We start from the raw sequence: 17,170 nt of genomic DNA, 5'->3' as shown, positions 1-17,170 counted from the left end.
CGAAAAGGCAGCGTCGGCACCGGTCGCGGCCGACGCTCGAGCGATCGAGCCGCCGCAGCCGCAGCCGGACGAGAAGGCAGCGCCCGCCGGCGACGCGCCGCCTCCCACCCGTGAACCCGAGCCGGCGGCCGTTGCCGCCGTGCAGCGAAACGACGAACCGGCGCCGCAACCCGAACCGGCGCCGCGCGCCGTGTCGCCCGAGCCGGCCGCCGCCCGTCCGGCGGCGCGGGCGGGCGGTGCTGCCGCCGCGCTCGACGTGCTGCGCAATGCAGGGATGCGCGTGTCGTCGGACCGCGGGCGCGCAGGCGCGGCAGCGAAGCCGGCGGCATCCCAGCCGGCCGCCGAGAAACCGGCCGCGCCGCGTCCCGCCGTCCAGGTGCCGACGCCGCGTGCCGTCGCCCGCGCGCCGCAGGCAGCCGATTCGCGCCAGCCGTCGCCGCCGTGGGAAGACATCCCGCCGGACGACTACGTGCCGCTCAGCGCCGACGAAATGTTCGGCGGTTCCGACGACGGCTTCGTGCCGGTGTTCGACAGCGGTCCAGACGATGTACGCGTGACGCCGAAGCCGGCGGACGCGCGTCCGACCGCGCCGATCGACACGCGTCCGTTGCCGCCCGCGATCGCGCTCGATCCGATCGGCTTCGACGGCGAATGGCCGGCGCTGGCTGCGCGGCTGCCGCTGAAGGGCGTCGCGTACCAGCTCGCGTTCAACAGCGAGCTGACGGCCGTCGATGCGAGCGCATTGAAGTTGTCGGTGCCGGTGCCGCAGTATGCGGACGCCGCGCAGGTGGCGAAGCTGAAGGCCGCACTGGCCGATGCGCTCGGCAAGCCGGTCGAGGTGAGCGTCGAGGTCGGGCCCGCCCGGCGCACCGCGGCGGCGCTCGATGCGGCCGCGCGCGCGGCGCGCCAGCGCGAAGCCGAGCAGGAGATTCACGGCGATCCGTTCGTCCAGCAGCTCGTGCGCGACTTCGGTGCGCGCATCGTCGAGGGGTCGGTGCGCCCGCTCGCCGATTCGGCGCCGGACGGTGCACCGCCCACGCTCCATTGAACTGACCGCCCCGCGACAGGCACAATCACGCCCCGCACACATCGGCCGGCACGCGCCGCGTGCCGGTTTTCATACGATCAAGAAGGAGTATTCCCATGTTGAAAGGCAACCTCGCCGGACTGATGAAGCAAGCGCAGCAAATGCAGGAAAACATGAAGAAGATGCAGGAGCAGCTTGCGCTGATCGAGGTCGAAGGGCAGTCGGGCGCCGGCCTCGTCAAGGTGACGATGACGTGCCGCAACGAAGTGCGCCGCGTGTCGATCGACCCGAGCCTGCTCGCGGACGACAAGGACATGCTCGAGGATCTCGTCGCCGCTGCGTTCAACGACGCGGTGCGCAAGGCCGAAGCAACGTCGCAGGAAAAGATGAGCGGCATGACGTCGGGCCTGCCGCTGCCGCCGGGCTTCAAGCTGCCGTTCTGAGCGCCGCGTCCTTGTCACCGTTTGCCGCCGTATGAAACAGCCGTCCGCCTTGTCCGCTCTCGTCGAAGCGTTGCGCGTGCTGCCCGGCGTCGGGCCGAAATCCGCGCAGCGCATGGCGGTTCACCTGATGCAGCACGATCGCGAGGGCGCGGAGCGGCTCGGCCGGTCGCTGCTGTTCGCGACCGAGCACCTGCAGCACTGCGAGAAGTGCAACACGTTCACCGAAGCGCAGATCTGCGAGGTCTGCAGCGACGAGGAGCGTGATCCGACGCTGCTGTGCGTCGTCGAGACGCCTGCCGACCAGATCATGCTCGAGCAGACGATGACCTACCGCGGGCTGTATTTCGTGCTGATGGGGCGACTGAGCCCGCTCGACGGAATCGGCCCGAAGGAAATCCATTTCGACCGCCTCGTGCGGCGCGCATCCGACGGCGTCGTCAAGGAAGTCGTGCTCGCGACCAACTTCACGAACGAAGGCGAAGCCACCGCCCACTACCTCGGCCAGACGCTCAAGGCGCGCGGGCTGGCGGTGACGCGCCTCGCGCGCGGCGTGCCGGTGGGCGGCGAGCTTGAGTACGTCGACGCGGGCACCATCGCCCGCGCGATGCTCGACCGCCGCACGATGTAAGCCGGGCGTCGCCTGCCGGCGGCGCCGTTCCTCATGCCAGGGAGGCACATGAGCACCAGCCAGGGCCCGCTCGCGGGCGTCAAAGTGCTCGAATTCGGAACGCTGATCGCGGGGCCGTTCGCGTCGCGGCTGTTCGCCGAATTCGGCGCGGAAGTGATCAAGATCGAGGATCCGAACGGCGGCGACCCGCTGCGCAAGTGGCGCAAGCTCCACCCGGAGCAGGGCGGCACGTCGCTGTGGTGGTCCGTGCAGGCGCGCAACAAGAAATCGGTCACGCTGAACCTGAAAGCCGACGCCGGCAAGGCGATCGCGCGGCAGCTCGCGAGCGAGGCCGACATCGTGATCGAGAATTTCCGTCCGGGCCTGCTCGAAAAGCTCGGGCTCGGCTACGACGTGCTGTCGGCCGACAATCCGGGCCTCGTGATGGTACGCCTGTCCGGCTACGGGCAAACGGGCCCGTACCGCGACCGGCCCGGCTTCGGCGCGATCGCCGAATCGATGGGCGGGCTGCGTCACATCACCGGCTATCCGGATCTGCCGCCGCCGCGCATCGGTATCTCGATCGGCGATTCGATCGCCGCGCTGCACGGCGTGATCGGCGCGCTGATGGCGCTTCATCACCGCAAGGTCAACGGCGGCGCGGGGCAGGTGGTCGACGTTGCACTGTATGAAGCCGTTTTCAACATGATGGAAAGCGTGGTGCCCGAGTACGGCGTGTACGGGATGGTGCGCGAGCGCACCGGCGCGTCGCTGCCGGGCATCGTGCCGTCGAATACGTACGCGTGCCGCGACGGCAGCATCGTGATCGGCGGCAACAGCGATCCGATCTTCAAGCGGCTGATGAAGGCGATCGAGCGCGACGACCTCGCCGACGATCCCGCGCTCGCGCAAAACGACGGGCGGGTGCCGCGCACGCAGGAAATCGACGACGCGATCGCCGCGTGGCTCGCGCCGCGCACGATCGACGAGGCGCTCGTCGTGCTCAATGCGGCCGACGTGCCGGCCGGGCGCATCTACAGCGCGGCCGACATGTTCACCGATCCGCAGTTCGTCGCACGCCAGATGATCCAGCGTTTCAAGCTGGCCGACGGCACCGACATTCCGCTGCCGAACATCACGCCGAAGCTGTCGGACACGCCGGGCGAAACGCGCTGGCTCGGTCCCGAGCTCGGCGAGCATACCGACGAGGTGCTGCGCGGCCTCGGCTACGACGCGCACGCGATTGCCGCGCTGCGCGAGGCGGGCGCGATCTGAGCGTGGCCGGCGTGGTGCTTTGCGCCGGGTCGCTCGACGAAGGGTTCCACGACGAGATTTTCTCCGGGCGGAAAACCCGGCGGCCCGGTGTTTTCCCCGGCGCGCGGAATGTCGCCGCGCAGTGCGGCGGCGCATCGCGTGCCCATGCGTATACCCGCCCGTCCGCGGCGGCCGGCCTGTCGCTCTCGCGCCATCTTTCCTCGGTTACAATCGCCGGATGCGAATCCTACTCAGCAACGACGACGGCTATCTCGCCCCCGGTCTCGCCGCGCTCAGCGAAGCGCTGCAGCCGCTGGCCGAGCTTACGGTGATCGCGCCCGAGCAGAACTGCAGCGGCGCGTCGAATTCCCTCACGTTGTCGCGGCCGCTGTCGGTGCAGCGCGCAGCGGGTACGGGTTTCTTCTACGTGAACGGCACGCCGACCGATTCGGTGCACGTCGCGCTGACGGGGATGGCCGACATGAGGCCGGACATCGTCGTGTCCGGCATCAACAACGGCCAGAACATGGGCGAAGACACGCTCTATTCGGGGACAGTTGCGGCCGCCACCGAAGGCATCATGTTCGGCGTGCCGGCGATCGCGTTCTCGCTGGTCGACAAGGGCTGGGCTCATCTGGCCGATGCCGCACGCGTCGCGGCGGAAATCGTCGCGCACTACCTCGCGCATCCGCTGGCCGGCCAGCCGCTGCTGAACGTCAATATCCCGAACCTGCCGTACGACCAACTGAAGGGCTGGAAGGTCACGCGCCTCGGCAAGCGTCATCCGTCGCAGCCGGTGATTCGCCAGACCGACCCGCGCGGCGAGCCGATCTACTGGATCGGCGCCGCGGGCGACGCGCTGGACGCCAGCGACGGCACCGATTTCCACGCCGTCGCAAACGGTTTCGTGTCGATCACGCCGCTGCAGCTCGATCTCACGCATACGCAGATGCTGCCTGCGACGCGCGAATGGGCGCGCGCCGGAGGGCGGGCTTCATGAGCGGCGAGCGCGCGAAGCGGTTCCCGCTCGCGCTCGAAGATCTCAAACGAGCGCCACGCAAATCGGAAGGTCGGGCCGGCGAACGCCAAGCGGCGGGCGCGGTGCCGAAGGCCGCCGACAAACCCGCAGCCGGACTGAAACCGGTTGCGGTGAAGCCGGCCGCCGCGCGGGTGCCGCTGTCGGGCACCGCCGCCGCGAAACCGGCGACCGCACCGAAGCCGACCGCGCTGAAACCTGCGCTGCCGAAGCCGGCTGCGCCGAGCATCGCGCCGGCCGGCGCATTCGCCCTCACGTCGGAACGCGTGCGCGAGCGGATGGTCGAACGGCTGCGCGCGAACGGCGTGACCGATGCGCGCGTGCTGGACGCGATGGCCGCGGTGCCGCGCCACCTGTTCGTGGATCCCGGGCTCGCGACGCAGGCCTACGAGGATTCGGCGTTGCCGATCGGCCACCAGCAGACCATTTCAAAGCCGTCGGTCGTCGCGCGCATGATCGAGCTCGCGATGGCCGGCCGCACGCTCGAGCGCGTGCTCGAGATCGGCACGGGCTGCGGCTATCAGGCCGCCGTGCTGAGCCACGTGGCGCGCGACGTGTATTCGATTGAACGCATCAAGCCCCTCTACGAGCGCGCGAAGCTGAACCTGCGGCCGCTGCGCGTGCCGAATATCCGTCTGCATTACGGCGACGGGCGTGTCGGCCTGCCGTCCGCGGCTCCGTTCGACGCGATCGTGATCGCCGCGGCGGGGCTCGACGTGCCGCAGGCGCTGCTCGAGCAGCTCGCGATCGGCGGGCGGCTCGTCGCGCCGGTCGGCGCGCAGAGCGGGCAGCACCAGGTGCTCACGCTCGTCGAGCGCGTCGCGCACGCGCAATGGCGAGAGTCCCGGCTTGATCGCGTTTTCTTTGTCCCTTTAAAATCCGGAGTGATTTGAAACCGATGAGTATGTTGCGCGCGATGCAAAACAACCGATCCAGGGAACCGCTCACGCTCGCCCAGCGCGCGATCTGTGTGGCTGCGTTCTCCACGCTACTGGCCGCCTGTGCGACGCGGCTCGACAACGCGCCCGTCGTCGATCGCTCCGGGTCGCTCGGCACGACCGCCGCCGCGCAGCCCGCGGCGCCGCTTCCGCCGGCGCCGCCGGGTTACTACCGGGTGAAGCCGGGCGACACGCTGTACCGGATCGCACTCGAAAACGGCCAGAACTACCGCGACATCGCGGCGTGGAACAATCTGGCGAACCCGAATCAGATCGAAGTCGACCAGCTGCTGCGCGTGTCGCCCCAGGCCGGCGCCGCGGTCGCGGGCACGCCGGCCGCCGCGCCGATCGTCGGCGGTGCGGTCGCGACCGCGCCGCTGAGCAGCGGTCCGGCCGCGCCGGCTGCAGGCACGTCGTCCGCGCTCGCCGCCACGCCGCCGGCCGCGGCAATCGGGTCGAGCGATACGGCGGCTGCTCCGAGCGGCCCCGTGACGTTCGCGTGGCCCGCGCGCGGCCCCGTGCTGAACGGGTTCGACGATGCGAAGAACAAGGGTGTCAATATCGGCGGGACGGCCGGCGAGGCCGTGAAGGCGGCGGCGGACGGCCGCGTCGTTTACTCCGGCAACGGTCTGCGTGGTTACGGCAACCTCATTATCATCAAACACGATGCGACTTACCTCACGGCGTATGCACACAATCGCGCTTTGATGGTAAAAGAGGGGGACGCGGTGACGAAGGGGCAGAAGATCGCCGAGATGGGTAACAGCGATGCCGACCGCGTGATGCTGCATTTCGAGGTTCGCCGGCAGGGTAAGCCTGTCGATCCGCTGAAGTATTTGCCGCCTCAATAACCGAGACGACCATGCCGAAATCGAAGCGCCACGAGCCGCAAGCCGAGTCTGAGAAGATCAGTCGTGCCACGCAAGCATCGGTGGGGCGAGTAGGTGCTTCGACGGACGACGAAGACGACGTCGCGGAAAACGAACGCGATCTCGAGGCGCGCGACGCCGACACGGACGGTGGCGACGACGAGCGCGAAGGCCGCCAGGAAGCCGCGCCCGACGTCGACGATTTCCGCACGCTGCTGCAGGCCGAGCTCACGGCCGACACGATCCAGCATTACCTGAACCGCATCAGCGTGAAGCCGCTGCTGACCGTCGAGGAAGAGCAGCGCTATTCGCGTCTGGCGAAGGCCGGCGAATTCGAGGCGCGGCAGGTGATGATCGAGCGCAACCTGCGGCTCGTCGTCAGTATCGCGAAGGGCTACCTGAACCGCGGCGTGCCGCTGCTCGACCTGATAGAGGAAGGCAATCTCGGCCTGATGCACGCGATCGAGAAGTTCGACCCGACGCGCGGTTTCCGTTTCTCGACCTACGCGACGTGGTGGATCCGGCAGAGCATCGAGCGTGCGATCATGAACCAGGCGCGCACGGTGCGCCTGCCCGTGCACGTGATCCGCGAACTGAACCAGGTGCTGCGCGCGAAGCGCCATCTCGAAAAGAATTCGATGTCGACGGGCGAGGCGGCCGAGCGCCGCGAAGCCAGCATCGACGACATCGCCTATCTCACCGGCAAGACCGCCGAGGAAGTCACCGATATCCTCGCGCTCAACGAACACACGGCGTCGCTCGACGCGCCGCTCGACCTCGATCCCGCGAGCAGCCTGCTCGACCTGCTGCCCGACGATCAGAGCCAGTCGCCCGACGCCGAGGTGCAGCACCGCGAGCTCGAAACGCTGACGCGTGCGTGGCTGTCACGTCTGTCCGACAAGCACCGGCATGTGATCGAGCGCCGCTTCGGCCTGAACCACATCGAACCGGCGACGCTCGAGGAGCTTGCCGACGAGATGGGGCTCACGCGCGAGCGCGTGCGGCAGATCCAGCAGGAAGCGCTGGTGCGCCTCAAGCGGTTCTTCGCCTCCAACGGCGTGCGTAAGGACGCCGTTCTGTAACCGATGACCCCGATCCTTGTTTTTGACATCGAGACGATTCCCGATGTCGACGGCATTCGCCGTCTGGAAGACCTGCCCGCGACGCTCGACGATGCCGCGGTAGCCGAACACGCGTTTGCCGCACGCCGCGAGAAGACCGGCGGCGATTTCCTGCCGCACCATCTGCAGCGGATCGCGGCGATCTCGTGTGTGTTCCGCGACAACAACGGTTTTCGCGTGCGCTCGCTCGGCACGCCGCAGGACAACGAAGCGACGCTGATCCAGTCGTTCTACCGCGTGATCGAGAAATACACGCCGCAGCTCGTGTCGTGGAACGGCGGCGGTTTCGATCTGCCGGTGCTGCATTACCGCGCGCTCGTGCACGGTATTCCCGCCACCCGCTACTGGGATCTCGGCGAGGACGACCGCGAATTCAAGTGGAACAACTACATCTCGCGCTATCACTCGCGGCATACCGACCTGATGGACGTGCTCGCGATGTATCAGGCGCGCGCGAACGCGCCGCTCGACGCGCTGGCGAAGCTGTGCGGTTTCCCGGGCAAGCTCGGGATGGACGGCAGTCAGGTGTGGCCGGCGTTCCGCGACGGCCGGATCGACGAAATCCGCAACTATTGCGAAACCGACGTCGTCAATACGTACCTGTTGTATTGCCGGTTCCAGTTGATGCGCGGCGGCCTGACGCCGAGCGAGTACGCGGACGAGATCCTGCTCGTGAAGAATGCGCTCGCGCTCGAGCCGGCGCCGCACTGGGCCGAATACCTGGCGGGCTTCGATGCGTAGCGCGGACGGCCCGCGCCGCAACCGGCGCAATCAGGCCAGTTCGAGCAGCACCGGCTGGTGATCGGACGCGCGTACGTCGCCGTCGATCTCGCAGCCGATGACGCGCGGCAACAGCGTGTCGGTCACGAACACGAAATCGCACGCGAGCGGGCCTTCCGACCATTGCACCGTATCGTAGACGCCGGCGGTCGGCGGCGGTGTACGACCGGGATGCCGTGCGACCCACGCGTCGACGAAACCCGGTGCGTCGGCAATCGGCTCGAGGAAGCGCCGGTACGCAGCGCTGTCGAATGCACTGTTGAAATCGCCGCAGACGATCGCATCGCGCGGTTGTCCGGTCGCGCTGAACGGGCCGTCGGCGGTTTCGGCGGGAGCGGGGTGTTCCGCATGCGCGCAGGCTTCGCGATGTCGGTCGCGTAGCGCATCGACCTGTGCCAGCCGCTGGCGCGCCGAGTAATACTCCAGGTGCGTGGTGACCACGCGCAACCATCCGAGGGGCGCCCGCAACTCGATATCGAGCGCGACGCGCGGCATCGACGGCGCGCCGGCATCGGCTGGCCAAGGCAGCGATCGGCGCAGCACGCGCCCGACCGGCAACCGCGTGGCGATCGCGTTGCCAAACTGGCGGCGCGGTGCGCCGGGCCGGATGGGCGGCAGGTCGGCGCCGATCGCGCCGACGATCGTATAGCCAGGCAGCAGCGCCGCGAGTTCGGCGAACTGGTCGGGGCCTGGCCGGCCGGGCAGTGCGTCGAAGCCGCGCGTGACCTCCTGCAGGCACATCACGTCGAAATCGCCGAGCCGACGGAGGGCCGCGACGGTACCGGCAAGATCGACGACACCGTCGGCGTCCCGACCCCATTGGATGTTCCAGTCGATCAATCGCATGGTCGAATCTCCTTGGTCCGGTGCTGCGAGCAGAACCCGTGCCGCCTGCGCGGCCGGTCGGCCGCGCGCGACCGGGCGCGGGGTGGTCAGCCGCTTATGCGCCAGGCAGCGCGCCATGCGCATCGGCATCGGCGCTTGCGTGACGAAAGCGCGCGACGGGAGCCTTCGTCGTCTACAATCTCGCCTTCTTCAACGTTTGTCAGGAAAAGCTGGTGTCCGAAGCCGTCCCCACTTCTGCGCGCAAATCGAAAAACGCGCCCGTCGCGCCCGGGCCCGCCCCGGTTCTCGAGATCGAATCGCTCGACATGGAAGCGCGCGGTGTCGGCCGAACGATGACCGAGGACGGTCAGCCGGGCAAGGTGATCTTCGTCGAAGGCGCGCTGCCGGGCGAGCGCGTGACCTACTCGAGCTATCGCCGCAAGCCCAGCTATGAGCAGGCGACGGTCGTCGACATTCTGCGCCCGAGCGTGATGCGCACGCAGCCGAAGTGCACATTCTTCGGCACCTGCGGCGGCTGCTCGATGCAGCATCTCGACATGCGCGCGCAGGTGGCGGTCAAGCAGCGCGTGCTGGAAGACAATTTGTGGCACCTGGCGAAGCTGCGTGCGGAAACGATGTTCGCACCGATCCACGGTCCGTCGTGGGGCTATCGCTACCGGGCGCGCCTGACCGTGCGCAACGTCGCGAAGAAGGGCGGCGTGCTGGTCGGGTTCCACGAGAAGAAGAGCAGCTACGTGGCCGACATGACGAGCTGCGAAGTGCTGCCGCCGCACGTGTCGGCGATGCTCGTGCCGCTGCGCCGGCTCGTCGAGGGGCTGTCGATTCGCGACCGGATGCCGCAGATCGAACTCGCGGTCGGCTCGGCCGTCACCGCGCTCGTGCTGCGCGTGCTGGAGCCGATCAACGCGGACGACGAAGCGCTGCTGCGCGCGTTCGCGGACGAACACAACGTGCAGTTCTGGCTGCAGCCGAAGGGGCCGGACACGGTGACGCCGTTCTACCCGCTCGACGTATCGCTCGATTACACGCTGCCGGAATTCGGCATCCGCATGCCGTTCAAGCCGACCGACTTCACGCAGGTCAATCACCAGATCAACCGCGTGCTGGTGGGGCGTGCGCTGCGCCTGCTCGCGCCGTCGCGCGACGATCGCGTGCTCGACCTGTTCTGCGGGATCGGCAACTTCACGCTGCCGCTCGCGCGACTGGCGCGCGAAGTGATGGGCATCGAGGGCAGCGACACGCTGACCACGCGTGCGCTCGCGAACGCACGCGAGAACGGTGTCGACGGCCACACGACGTTCGCGTGCCGGAACCTGTTCGAGGTGACGGGCGACGATCTCCGCGCGCTCGGCGCATTCGACAAGTTCCTGATCGACCCGCCGCGCGAAGGCGCGCTCGCGGTGTCGAAGGCGCTGGCCGAGATCGCGCAGAGCGGCGCGGGCCCGCTGCCGAAGCGTATCGTCTACGTGTCGTGCAACCCGTCGACGCTCGCGCGCGATGCGGGCCTGCTCGTGCACGAAGCCGGCTACCGGCTGAAGGGCGCCGGGGTCGTGAACATGTTCCCGAATACGTCGCACGTCGAATCGATCGCGCTGTTCGAGCGCGACTGAGCCCGGGCGGCGGACGTAAAAAAACCGGCCCGCGGGCCGGTTTTTCATGGTGCGTGCCGAACGTCAGTTGCGATTGCCGCCGAAGATGCCGAGCAGCGCGAGCAGGTTCGTGAACACGTTGTACAGGTCGAGGTAGATCGCGAGCGTGGCCGAGATGTAGTTCGTCTCGCCACCGTTCACGACCCGCTGGACGTCGAACAGCATGTAGGCGGAGAAGATCGCGATGGCGAGCACCGACACGGTGAGCATCAGCGCCGGCAGCTGCAGGAAGATGTTCGCGACCGACGCGAGCAGGATCACGATCACGCCCATGAACAGCCACTTGCCGAGCCCGGAGAAGTCACGCTTGCTGACGGTGGCGATCGTTGCCATCGTCGCGAAGATGATGCCGGTGCCGCCGAACGCGAGCATGATCAGCGACGGGCCGTTCGAGAAGCCGAGAATGAAGCTCAGCAGCCGCGACAGCATCAGGCCCATGAAGAACGTGAAGCCGAGCAGCACGAACACGCCGGCCGCGCTGTTTTTGGTCCGCTCGATCGCGAACATGAAGCCGAACGCGATCGCGAAGAACGCGAGCAGGCTCATCATCGGGCTCGTGGCCGCGAACAGCGAGAAGCCCGTCGCGACGCCGACCCAGGCGCCCAGCACGGTCGGCACCATCGACAGCGCGAGCAGCCAGTACGTGTTCCGCAGCACGCGGTTGCGAACCTCGGCGGTGCTGACGGAACCGCCGCGGCCGAAATTGTACGGATAGTCGTTCATGGTTTCTCCTAACATTGAACGCGTGGGCGTCCGGGGCCGGTTCGGCGCGCGCGATGTGCGGCGCAGCAAACCGGGGCAGCTATGGCTAAGATACGTTCCGTGCCGGGAGGTTTCAATGGCCCGGCGGAACAAAACACAGGGATTCTGAACCTTTCATGCGTGTAAGGGTTCAATCGCAATGATACACGGGATCGTGCTACAATAGCGGATTCATTTGAACCTGTAACTTCTTAATTTTTTGGAGTTTTTATGGCAATCGAGCGCACCCTGTCGATCATCAAGCCGGATGCGGTGGCAAAGAACGTGATCGGCCAGATCTACAGCCGTTTCGAAGGCGCCGGCCTGAAGATCGTCGCATCGCGCATGGCGCACCTGTCGCGTGCCGACGCAGAGAAGTTCTACGCAGTTCACGCAGCGCGTCCGTTCTTCAAGGATCTCGTCGATTTCATGATCTCGGGCCCGGTGATGATCCAGGTTCTGGAAGGCGAAGGCGCAATCCTGAAGAACCGCGACCTGATGGGCGCGACGGATCCGAAGAAGGCGGAAAAGGGCACGATCCGCGCCGACTTCGCCGACAGCATCGACGCGAACGCCGTACACGGCTCGGACGCTGCGGAAACGGCAGCGGTCGAAATCGCGTTCTTTTTCCCGGAAATGAACGTTTACTCGCGTTAAGCCCTGGCTGACAGCAAGTAGGCAGGATTCAGCGCACGCGGCAAGGCAGCACATCATGACGAGCGAAACTTCCGTCAATCTTCTCGACTTCGATGCCGAGGGTCTTGTCGCGTACTGCGGCAGCCTGGGCGAGAAGCCGTTCCGCGCCAAGCAGTTGCAGCGCTGGATCCACCAATACAACGCCGGCGATTTCGACGGCATGACCGATCTCGCGAAGTCCCTGAGGGAAAAACTCAAGGGCCGCGCATCGATCGTGATGCCGGACATCGCCAGCGATCACGTTTCCGCCGACGGCACGCGCAAGTGGCTGATCGACGTCGGAAACGGCAATGCGGTCGAAACCGTGTTCATCCCCGAAGAGACGCGCGGCACGCTGTGCGTGTCGTCGCAGGCCGGGTGCGCGGTGAACTGCCGCTTCTGTTCGACGGGCAAGCAGGGCTTCTCCCGCAACCTGTCGACAGCCGAAATCATCGGCCAGCTCCGGATGGCCGAATTTGCATTGCGAGCGTCGCTGGGCCGCGCGCCCGGACCGAACGGCAAGGCCGAACGGGTCGTCACCAACGTGGTGATGATGGGCATGGGCGAGCCGCTCCTGAATTACAGCGCGGTCGTACCCGCGATGCGGTTGATGCTCGACGACAACGCATACGGCCTGTCGCGCCGTCGCGTCACGCTGTCGACGTCCGGCGTGGTGCCGATGATGGACCGCCTCGGCGCCGAGTTGCCGGTCGCGCTGGCCGTTTCGCTGCACGCGCCGAACGATGCGCTGCGCGACGAGCTGGTGCCGCTCAACAAGAAGTATCCGCTGCGCGAGCTGATGGCCGCGTGCCAGCGTTATCTGAAGGTTGCGCCGCGCGACTTCATCACGTTTGAATACTGCATGCTCGACGGCGTCAACGACACCGAAGCGCATGCGCGCGAACTGCTGGCCGTCACGCGCGACGTGCCGTGCAAGTTCAACCTGATCCCGTTCAATCCGTTTCCGGAATCGGGCCTCATCCGCTCGAAGCCGGAGCAGATCAAGCGCTTCGCGCAGGTCCTCATCGATGCGGGTGTCGTCACGACCGTGCGCAAGACGCGCGGCGACGACATCGATGCCGCGTGCGGGCAGCTGGCCGGCGCGGTGAAGGATCGCACGCGCCTCGCGGAGCGAACGGGCGCAGCAGGAAAAATCATCGAAGTTCGGGCAGTTTGACGGGGGCACCTGGCCGGGGTGCCCGAACCCTTTGGCGGTGCAACACGCGAATAGCGATCGGTCGCGGCGCCTCGGCGCCGCGCATGGTATGAACCGTTGCGGGTGCCGGCCGGCAGGAGCCGGCGGCAGCCGCCAGTGAAGAAGAATCGACGCGAGGACAAGGATGAGTGAGCCGCAGCCGTCTAACGGCGCAGAGACGAATGCCGCGAAGCCGGCACCGGCGGGACTGGAATCGCTGGCGGCGGTCGGCAGCCGCCTGGCGCAGCTTCGGGAGACGAAGGGCTGGTCGGTCGACGACGTGTCGGCGCGACTCAAGGTCGCACCGCAAAAACTCCGGGCGCTCGAGGCCGGCGACATCAGCCATTTGCCCGGCGTGACGTTCGCGCTCGGGGTCGTGCGCAGCTACGCGAAGATGCTCGGTGTCGATCCGGAACCGTTCGCGCAGGCGCTGCGCCGCGAACGCGGGGTGCCGGAAGTCGACCTGTCGATGCCTGCGTCGTCGGGCACGGATCTGCCGCGCGGCCGCGTGTCGATCCCGCTCGGCGGCTCGTCGCGCCACCATCCGTGGCTGTGGGGAACGGGGATCGTCATCGTCGCGGTGGTCGCGGTACTGATGTGGCACACTGGCGGCGATTCGTCGGGCCTGCTCGCGCGCTTCAAGGGCGGCGACGCCGAACATGCGTCGGCCGCTAGCGCGGCGCCGGCATCGTCGTCTGCGGAAGAGGTGGCGACGAACGGCACGTCGGCGGCGGTCGCGAATGAGGTTCCGGCCCCGGCCGCTGCATCGGCTGCGCCGGCGCAGGCGATCGCGTCGGCTGTTCCGGCGCCCGCAGCCCCGGTCGCGACGGCGGCTGCGTCGCAGCCCGTGCCGGAAACGTCGGCGCCAGGCACGGCCGCGCCGGCCCAGCCGGCGAGCGTCGTGGTGGCGGCAGGCCAGTCGATGATCGAACTGAAGGTCAAGCAGGATTGCTGGTTCAGCGTGCGCGACAAGAACGGCAAGGAGCTGTTCTCGGCGCTGGTGCGCGCCGGCGAAACGAAGCAGGTTGCCGGTGACGGGCCGTTCAAGGTCACGATCGGCAACAAGGCCGGCCTCGACGCGGTTGCGTTCGACGGAAAACCGGTCGATCCGGCAAAATATTCGGCAGCGCGGGGTAACGTGGCGCGGTTCACGTTGCCCTGACGTCAAGCGCCGTGGCGAAGGCTTGCCGTCGATACCGGCAGGCCGTGAGGGCACGGCGCTTTTTCAATTCATGCGCCGCGTCGCGGCGCATTCCGCGTAAATGGATCTATCGATGCAATCCGAAGCTCAATCCCCACGCAGCAGTCAGATTTGTTCAACCGAGCCGGTGTTCGGCGGGCATCAGCCGCGCCGCGTATCGCATGCGGTGGATGTCCGCTGGGGCGGGCAACTCGTGACGATCGGCGGCGACGCGCCGGTGCGCGTGCAGTCGATGACGAATACCGACACGGCCGATGCGATCGGCACGGCGATCCAGATCAAGGAGCTCGCGAACGCGGGCTCCGAACTGGTGCGCATCACGGTCAATACGCCCGAAGCCGCGGCCGCCGTGCCGGCGATTCGCGAGCAGCTCGACCGGATGGGCGTGACCGTGCCGCTCGTCGGCGATTTCCACTACAACGGCCACCTGCTGCTGCGCGACTACCCGGGCTGCGCGGAGTCGCTGTCGAAGTACCGGATCAACCCCGGTAACGTCGGTCAGGGCGCGAAGCGCGACACGCAGTTCGCGCAGATGATCGAGGCCGCGGCGAAGTACGACAAGCCGGTGCGGATCGGCGTGAACTGGGGCAGCCTCGACCAGGACCTGCTCGCACGCATGATGGACGAGAACGGCGCGCGTGCGCAGCCGTGGGACGCGCAAAGCGTGATGTACGAGGCGCTGATCCAGTCGGCGATCGGCTCGGCGGAACGCGCGGTCGAGCTCGGCCTCGGCCGCGACCGCATCGTGCTGTCGTGCAAGGTCAGCGGCGTGCAGGACCTGATCGCCGTGTACCGCGAACTCGGCCGCCGCTGCGGCTTCGCGCTGCACCTCGGGCTGACCGAGGCCGGCATGGGCTCGAAGGGCATCGTCGCGTCGACGGCGGCGCTCGGCGTGCTGCTGCAGGAAGGGATCGGCGACACGATCCGCATCTCGCTGACGCCGGAGCCGGGCGCGTCGCGCACGGGCGAGGTGATCGTCGGCCAGGAAATCCTGCAGACGATGGGCCTGCGCTCGTTCGCGCCGATGGTGATCGCATGCCCGGGCTGCGGCCGCACGACGAGCACGCTGTTCCAGGAACTCGCGATGCAGATCCAGACGTATCTGCGCGAGCAGATGCCGGTCTGGCGCAAGGAATATCCGGGCGTCGAGAAGATGAACGTCGCGGTGATGGGCTGCATCGTCAACGGTCCGGGCGAATCGAAGCACGCGAACATCGGCATCAGCCTGCCGGGTTCGGGCGAGAACCCGGCCGCACCCGTCTTCATCGACGGCGAGAAGGTCAAGACGCTGCGCGGCGAGCGGATCGCCGAGGAATTCCAGCAGATCGTCAGCGACTACGTCGCACGCAATTACGGCCGCACCGAGGCCCTGAACTAATTCGTCCACACACACGAACGATGACTGAACAGAAACGCAAGATCGAGAAGCTCACCGGCGTCAAAGGCATGAACGACATCCTTCCGCAGGATGCCGGCCTGTGGGAATTCTTCGAAGCTACCGTGAAATCGCTGCTGCGCGCGTACGGCTACCAGAACATCCGCACGCCGATCGTCGAACACACGCAGCTGTTCACGCGCGGCATCGGCGAGGTCACGGACATCGTCGAGAAGGAGATGTACAGCTTCACCGACGCGTTGAACGGCGAGAACCTGACGATGCGCCCGGAAAACACCGCGGCCGTCGTGCGTGCGTCGATCGAGCACAACATGCTGTACGACGGCCCGAAGCGCCTGTGGTACATCGGCCCGATGTTCCGTCACGAGCGTCCGCAGCGCGGCCGCTATCGCCAGTTCCACCAGGTCGGCGTCGAGGCGCTCGGCTTCGCGGGTCCCGATGCGGATGCCGAGATCATCATGATGTGCCAGCGCCTGTGGGACGACCTCGGCCTGACCGGCATCAAGCTCGAGATCAACTCGCTCGGCCTCGCCGAAGAGCGCGCCGCGCACCGCGTCGAGCTGATCAAGTACCTCGAGCAGTTTGCCGACGTGCTCGACGAGGACGCGAAGCGCCGCCTGTATACGAACCCGCTGCGTGTGCTCGACACGAAGAATCCCGCGCTGCAGGACATCGCGCAGAACGCGCCGAAGCTGATCGACTTCCTCGGCGACGAATCGCGTGCGCACTTCGAAGGGCTGCAGCGCCTGCTGCTCGCGAACAACATTCCGTTCAAGATCAACCCGCGTCTCGTGCGCGGCCTCGACTATTACAACCTGACCGTGTTCGAGTGGGTGACCGACAAGCTCGGCGCGCAGGGCACGGTCGCGGCTGGCGGTCGCTACGATCCGCTGATCGAACAGCTCGGCGGCAAGCCGACCGCCGCGTGCGGCTGGGCGATGGGCATCGAGCGCATCCTCGAACTGTTGAAGGAAGAGGATCTGGCGCCCGAGCAGGAAGGCGTCGACGTGTACGTCGTGCACCAGGGCGAGACCGCGCGCGAACAGGCGTTCATCGCGGCCGAGCGCCTGCGCGACACGGGCCTCGACGTGATCTTCCACTGCAGCGCCGACGGCGCGCCGGCGAGCTTCAAGTCGCAAATGAAGCGGGCCGATGCAAGCGGCGCCGCGTTCGCGGTGATCTTTGGCGAAGAAGAGGTCGCGAACGGCACGGTGGGCGTGAAAGCGTTGCGCGGCGCGGGTGCGGAAGGGGAAAAGAACGTTCAGCAGACCGTACCGGCCGAAAGCTTGACCGAATTCCTAATCAATGCGATGGTTGCATCCGCCGAAGATGGCGACGACTGATCGCGCTGGCATCCGCTCGACAAGAAAAGCCTGAACAGGAAGAAGGAAT

The 17,170-nt window shown here is 67.1% G+C and carries 17 protein-coding genes; 15 read left to right on the top strand and 2 right to left on the bottom strand.

The annotated features are described in order from the left end of the window. The 9 genes from A9Z05_RS27385 to A9Z05_RS27345 all read left to right on the top strand — a co-directional run. The coding region (locus tag A9Z05_RS27385; protein WP_305143988.1) for a DNA polymerase III subunit gamma/tau C-terminal domain-containing protein at positions 1–1,048 on the top strand (1,048 nt) is incomplete at its 5' end. Positions 1,049–1,143: 95 nt separating this feature from the next. Beyond that, on the top strand, positions 1,144–1,470 hold the full coding sequence (locus A9Z05_RS27380) for a YbaB/EbfC family nucleoid-associated protein (protein WP_006482124.1): 327 nt from the start codon (positions 1,144–1,146) through the stop codon (positions 1,468–1,470). 31 nt (positions 1,471–1,501) lie between these two features. Then, complete coding sequence (recR, locus tag A9Z05_RS27375) at positions 1,502–2,098, top strand: recombination mediator RecR (protein ID WP_006478665.1); 597 nt, start codon at positions 1,502–1,504, stop codon at positions 2,096–2,098. 48 nt (positions 2,099–2,146) lie between these two features. Then, positions 2,147–3,352: a CaiB/BaiF CoA-transferase family protein gene (locus A9Z05_RS27370; protein ID WP_050013203.1), complete on the top strand. Its 1,206-nt coding sequence runs from the start codon at positions 2,147–2,149 to the stop codon at positions 3,350–3,352. 217 nt (positions 3,353–3,569) lie between these two features. After that, on the top strand, positions 3,570–4,331 hold the full coding sequence (gene surE / locus A9Z05_RS27365) for a 5'/3'-nucleotidase SurE (protein WP_069620847.1): 762 nt from the start codon (positions 3,570–3,572) through the stop codon (positions 4,329–4,331). Further along, complete coding sequence (locus A9Z05_RS27360) at positions 4,328–5,260, top strand: protein-L-isoaspartate(D-aspartate) O-methyltransferase (RefSeq protein ID WP_069620856.1); 933 nt, start codon at positions 4,328–4,330, stop codon at positions 5,258–5,260. Before surE ends, A9Z05_RS27360 begins: the two co-directional genes overlap by 4 nt. A 5-nt stretch (positions 5,261–5,265) precedes the next feature. Next, entirely contained in the window at positions 5,266–6,156 is an 891-nt protein-coding gene (locus tag A9Z05_RS27355) for a peptidoglycan DD-metalloendopeptidase family protein (RefSeq protein WP_069620846.1), read from the top strand. Positions 6,157–6,167: 11 nt separating this feature from the next. Then, a complete protein-coding gene (rpoS, locus tag A9Z05_RS27350; protein ID WP_050013199.1) occupies positions 6,168–7,256 on the top strand; it encodes an RNA polymerase sigma factor RpoS in 1,089 nt (362 codons plus the stop codon). Between the two features lie 3 nt (positions 7,257–7,259). Further along, positions 7,260–8,036 (top strand): 3'-5' exonuclease, encoded by a 777-nt coding sequence (locus A9Z05_RS27345; protein WP_059645787.1) that lies wholly within the window; start codon positions 7,260–7,262, stop codon positions 8,034–8,036. A gap of 30 nt (positions 8,037–8,066) precedes the next feature. Here the strand turns inward: A9Z05_RS27345 and A9Z05_RS27340 are convergent, their stop codons facing one another. Continuing rightward, on the bottom strand, positions 8,067–8,921 hold the full coding sequence (locus A9Z05_RS27340; protein WP_069620845.1) for an endonuclease/exonuclease/phosphatase family protein: 855 nt from the start codon (positions 8,919–8,921) through the stop codon (positions 8,067–8,069). 209 nt (positions 8,922–9,130) lie between these two features. Here A9Z05_RS27340 and rlmD point away from each other — a divergent pair, with 209 nt between their 5' ends. Next, positions 9,131–10,531, top strand: a complete 1,401-nt coding sequence (rlmD, locus tag A9Z05_RS27335; protein ID WP_261320236.1) for a 23S rRNA (uracil(1939)-C(5))-methyltransferase RlmD — start codon at positions 9,131–9,133, stop codon at positions 10,529–10,531. Positions 10,532–10,594: 63 nt separating this feature from the next. On the opposite strand, the gene A9Z05_RS27330 is transcribed toward rlmD, so the two are convergent. Next, a complete protein-coding gene (locus A9Z05_RS27330; protein WP_006484459.1) occupies positions 10,595–11,293 on the bottom strand; it encodes a Bax inhibitor-1/YccA family protein in 699 nt (232 codons plus the stop codon). A 249-nt stretch (positions 11,294–11,542) separates the two neighbouring features. Between A9Z05_RS27330 and ndk the strand changes: the two genes are divergently transcribed. The 5 genes from ndk (at position 11,543) to hisS (ending at position 17,121) form a co-directional block, all read left to right on the top strand. Beyond that, positions 11,543–11,968, top strand: coding sequence for a nucleoside-diphosphate kinase (ndk, locus tag A9Z05_RS27325; RefSeq protein ID WP_006478674.1), 426 nt, complete (start codon positions 11,543–11,545; stop codon positions 11,966–11,968). A gap of 55 nt (positions 11,969–12,023) precedes the next feature. Beyond that, a complete protein-coding gene (gene rlmN, locus A9Z05_RS27320) occupies positions 12,024–13,163 on the top strand; it encodes a 23S rRNA (adenine(2503)-C(2))-methyltransferase RlmN (RefSeq protein WP_027784585.1) in 1,140 nt (379 codons plus the stop codon). Between the two features lie 163 nt (positions 13,164–13,326). Further along, on the top strand, positions 13,327–14,343 hold the full coding sequence (locus A9Z05_RS27315) for a RodZ domain-containing protein (protein WP_069620844.1): 1,017 nt from the start codon (positions 13,327–13,329) through the stop codon (positions 14,341–14,343). A gap of 112 nt (positions 14,344–14,455) precedes the next feature. Then, a complete protein-coding gene (gene ispG / locus A9Z05_RS27310) occupies positions 14,456–15,760 on the top strand; it encodes a flavodoxin-dependent (E)-4-hydroxy-3-methylbut-2-enyl-diphosphate synthase (RefSeq protein WP_006483314.1) in 1,305 nt (434 codons plus the stop codon). Between the two features lie 20 nt (positions 15,761–15,780). Further along, positions 15,781–17,121: a histidine--tRNA ligase gene (gene hisS, locus A9Z05_RS27305; protein ID WP_069620843.1), complete on the top strand. Its 1,341-nt coding sequence runs from the start codon at positions 15,781–15,783 to the stop codon at positions 17,119–17,121. Positions 17,122–17,170: the final 49 nt, after the last annotated feature.

Source organism: Burkholderia sp. A2 (assembly GCF_001729305.1).
Classification (GTDB): Bacteria; Pseudomonadota; Gammaproteobacteria; order Burkholderiales; family Burkholderiaceae; genus Burkholderia; species Burkholderia sola.
This window is presented reverse-complemented; position numbering and strand designations above follow the sequence as displayed.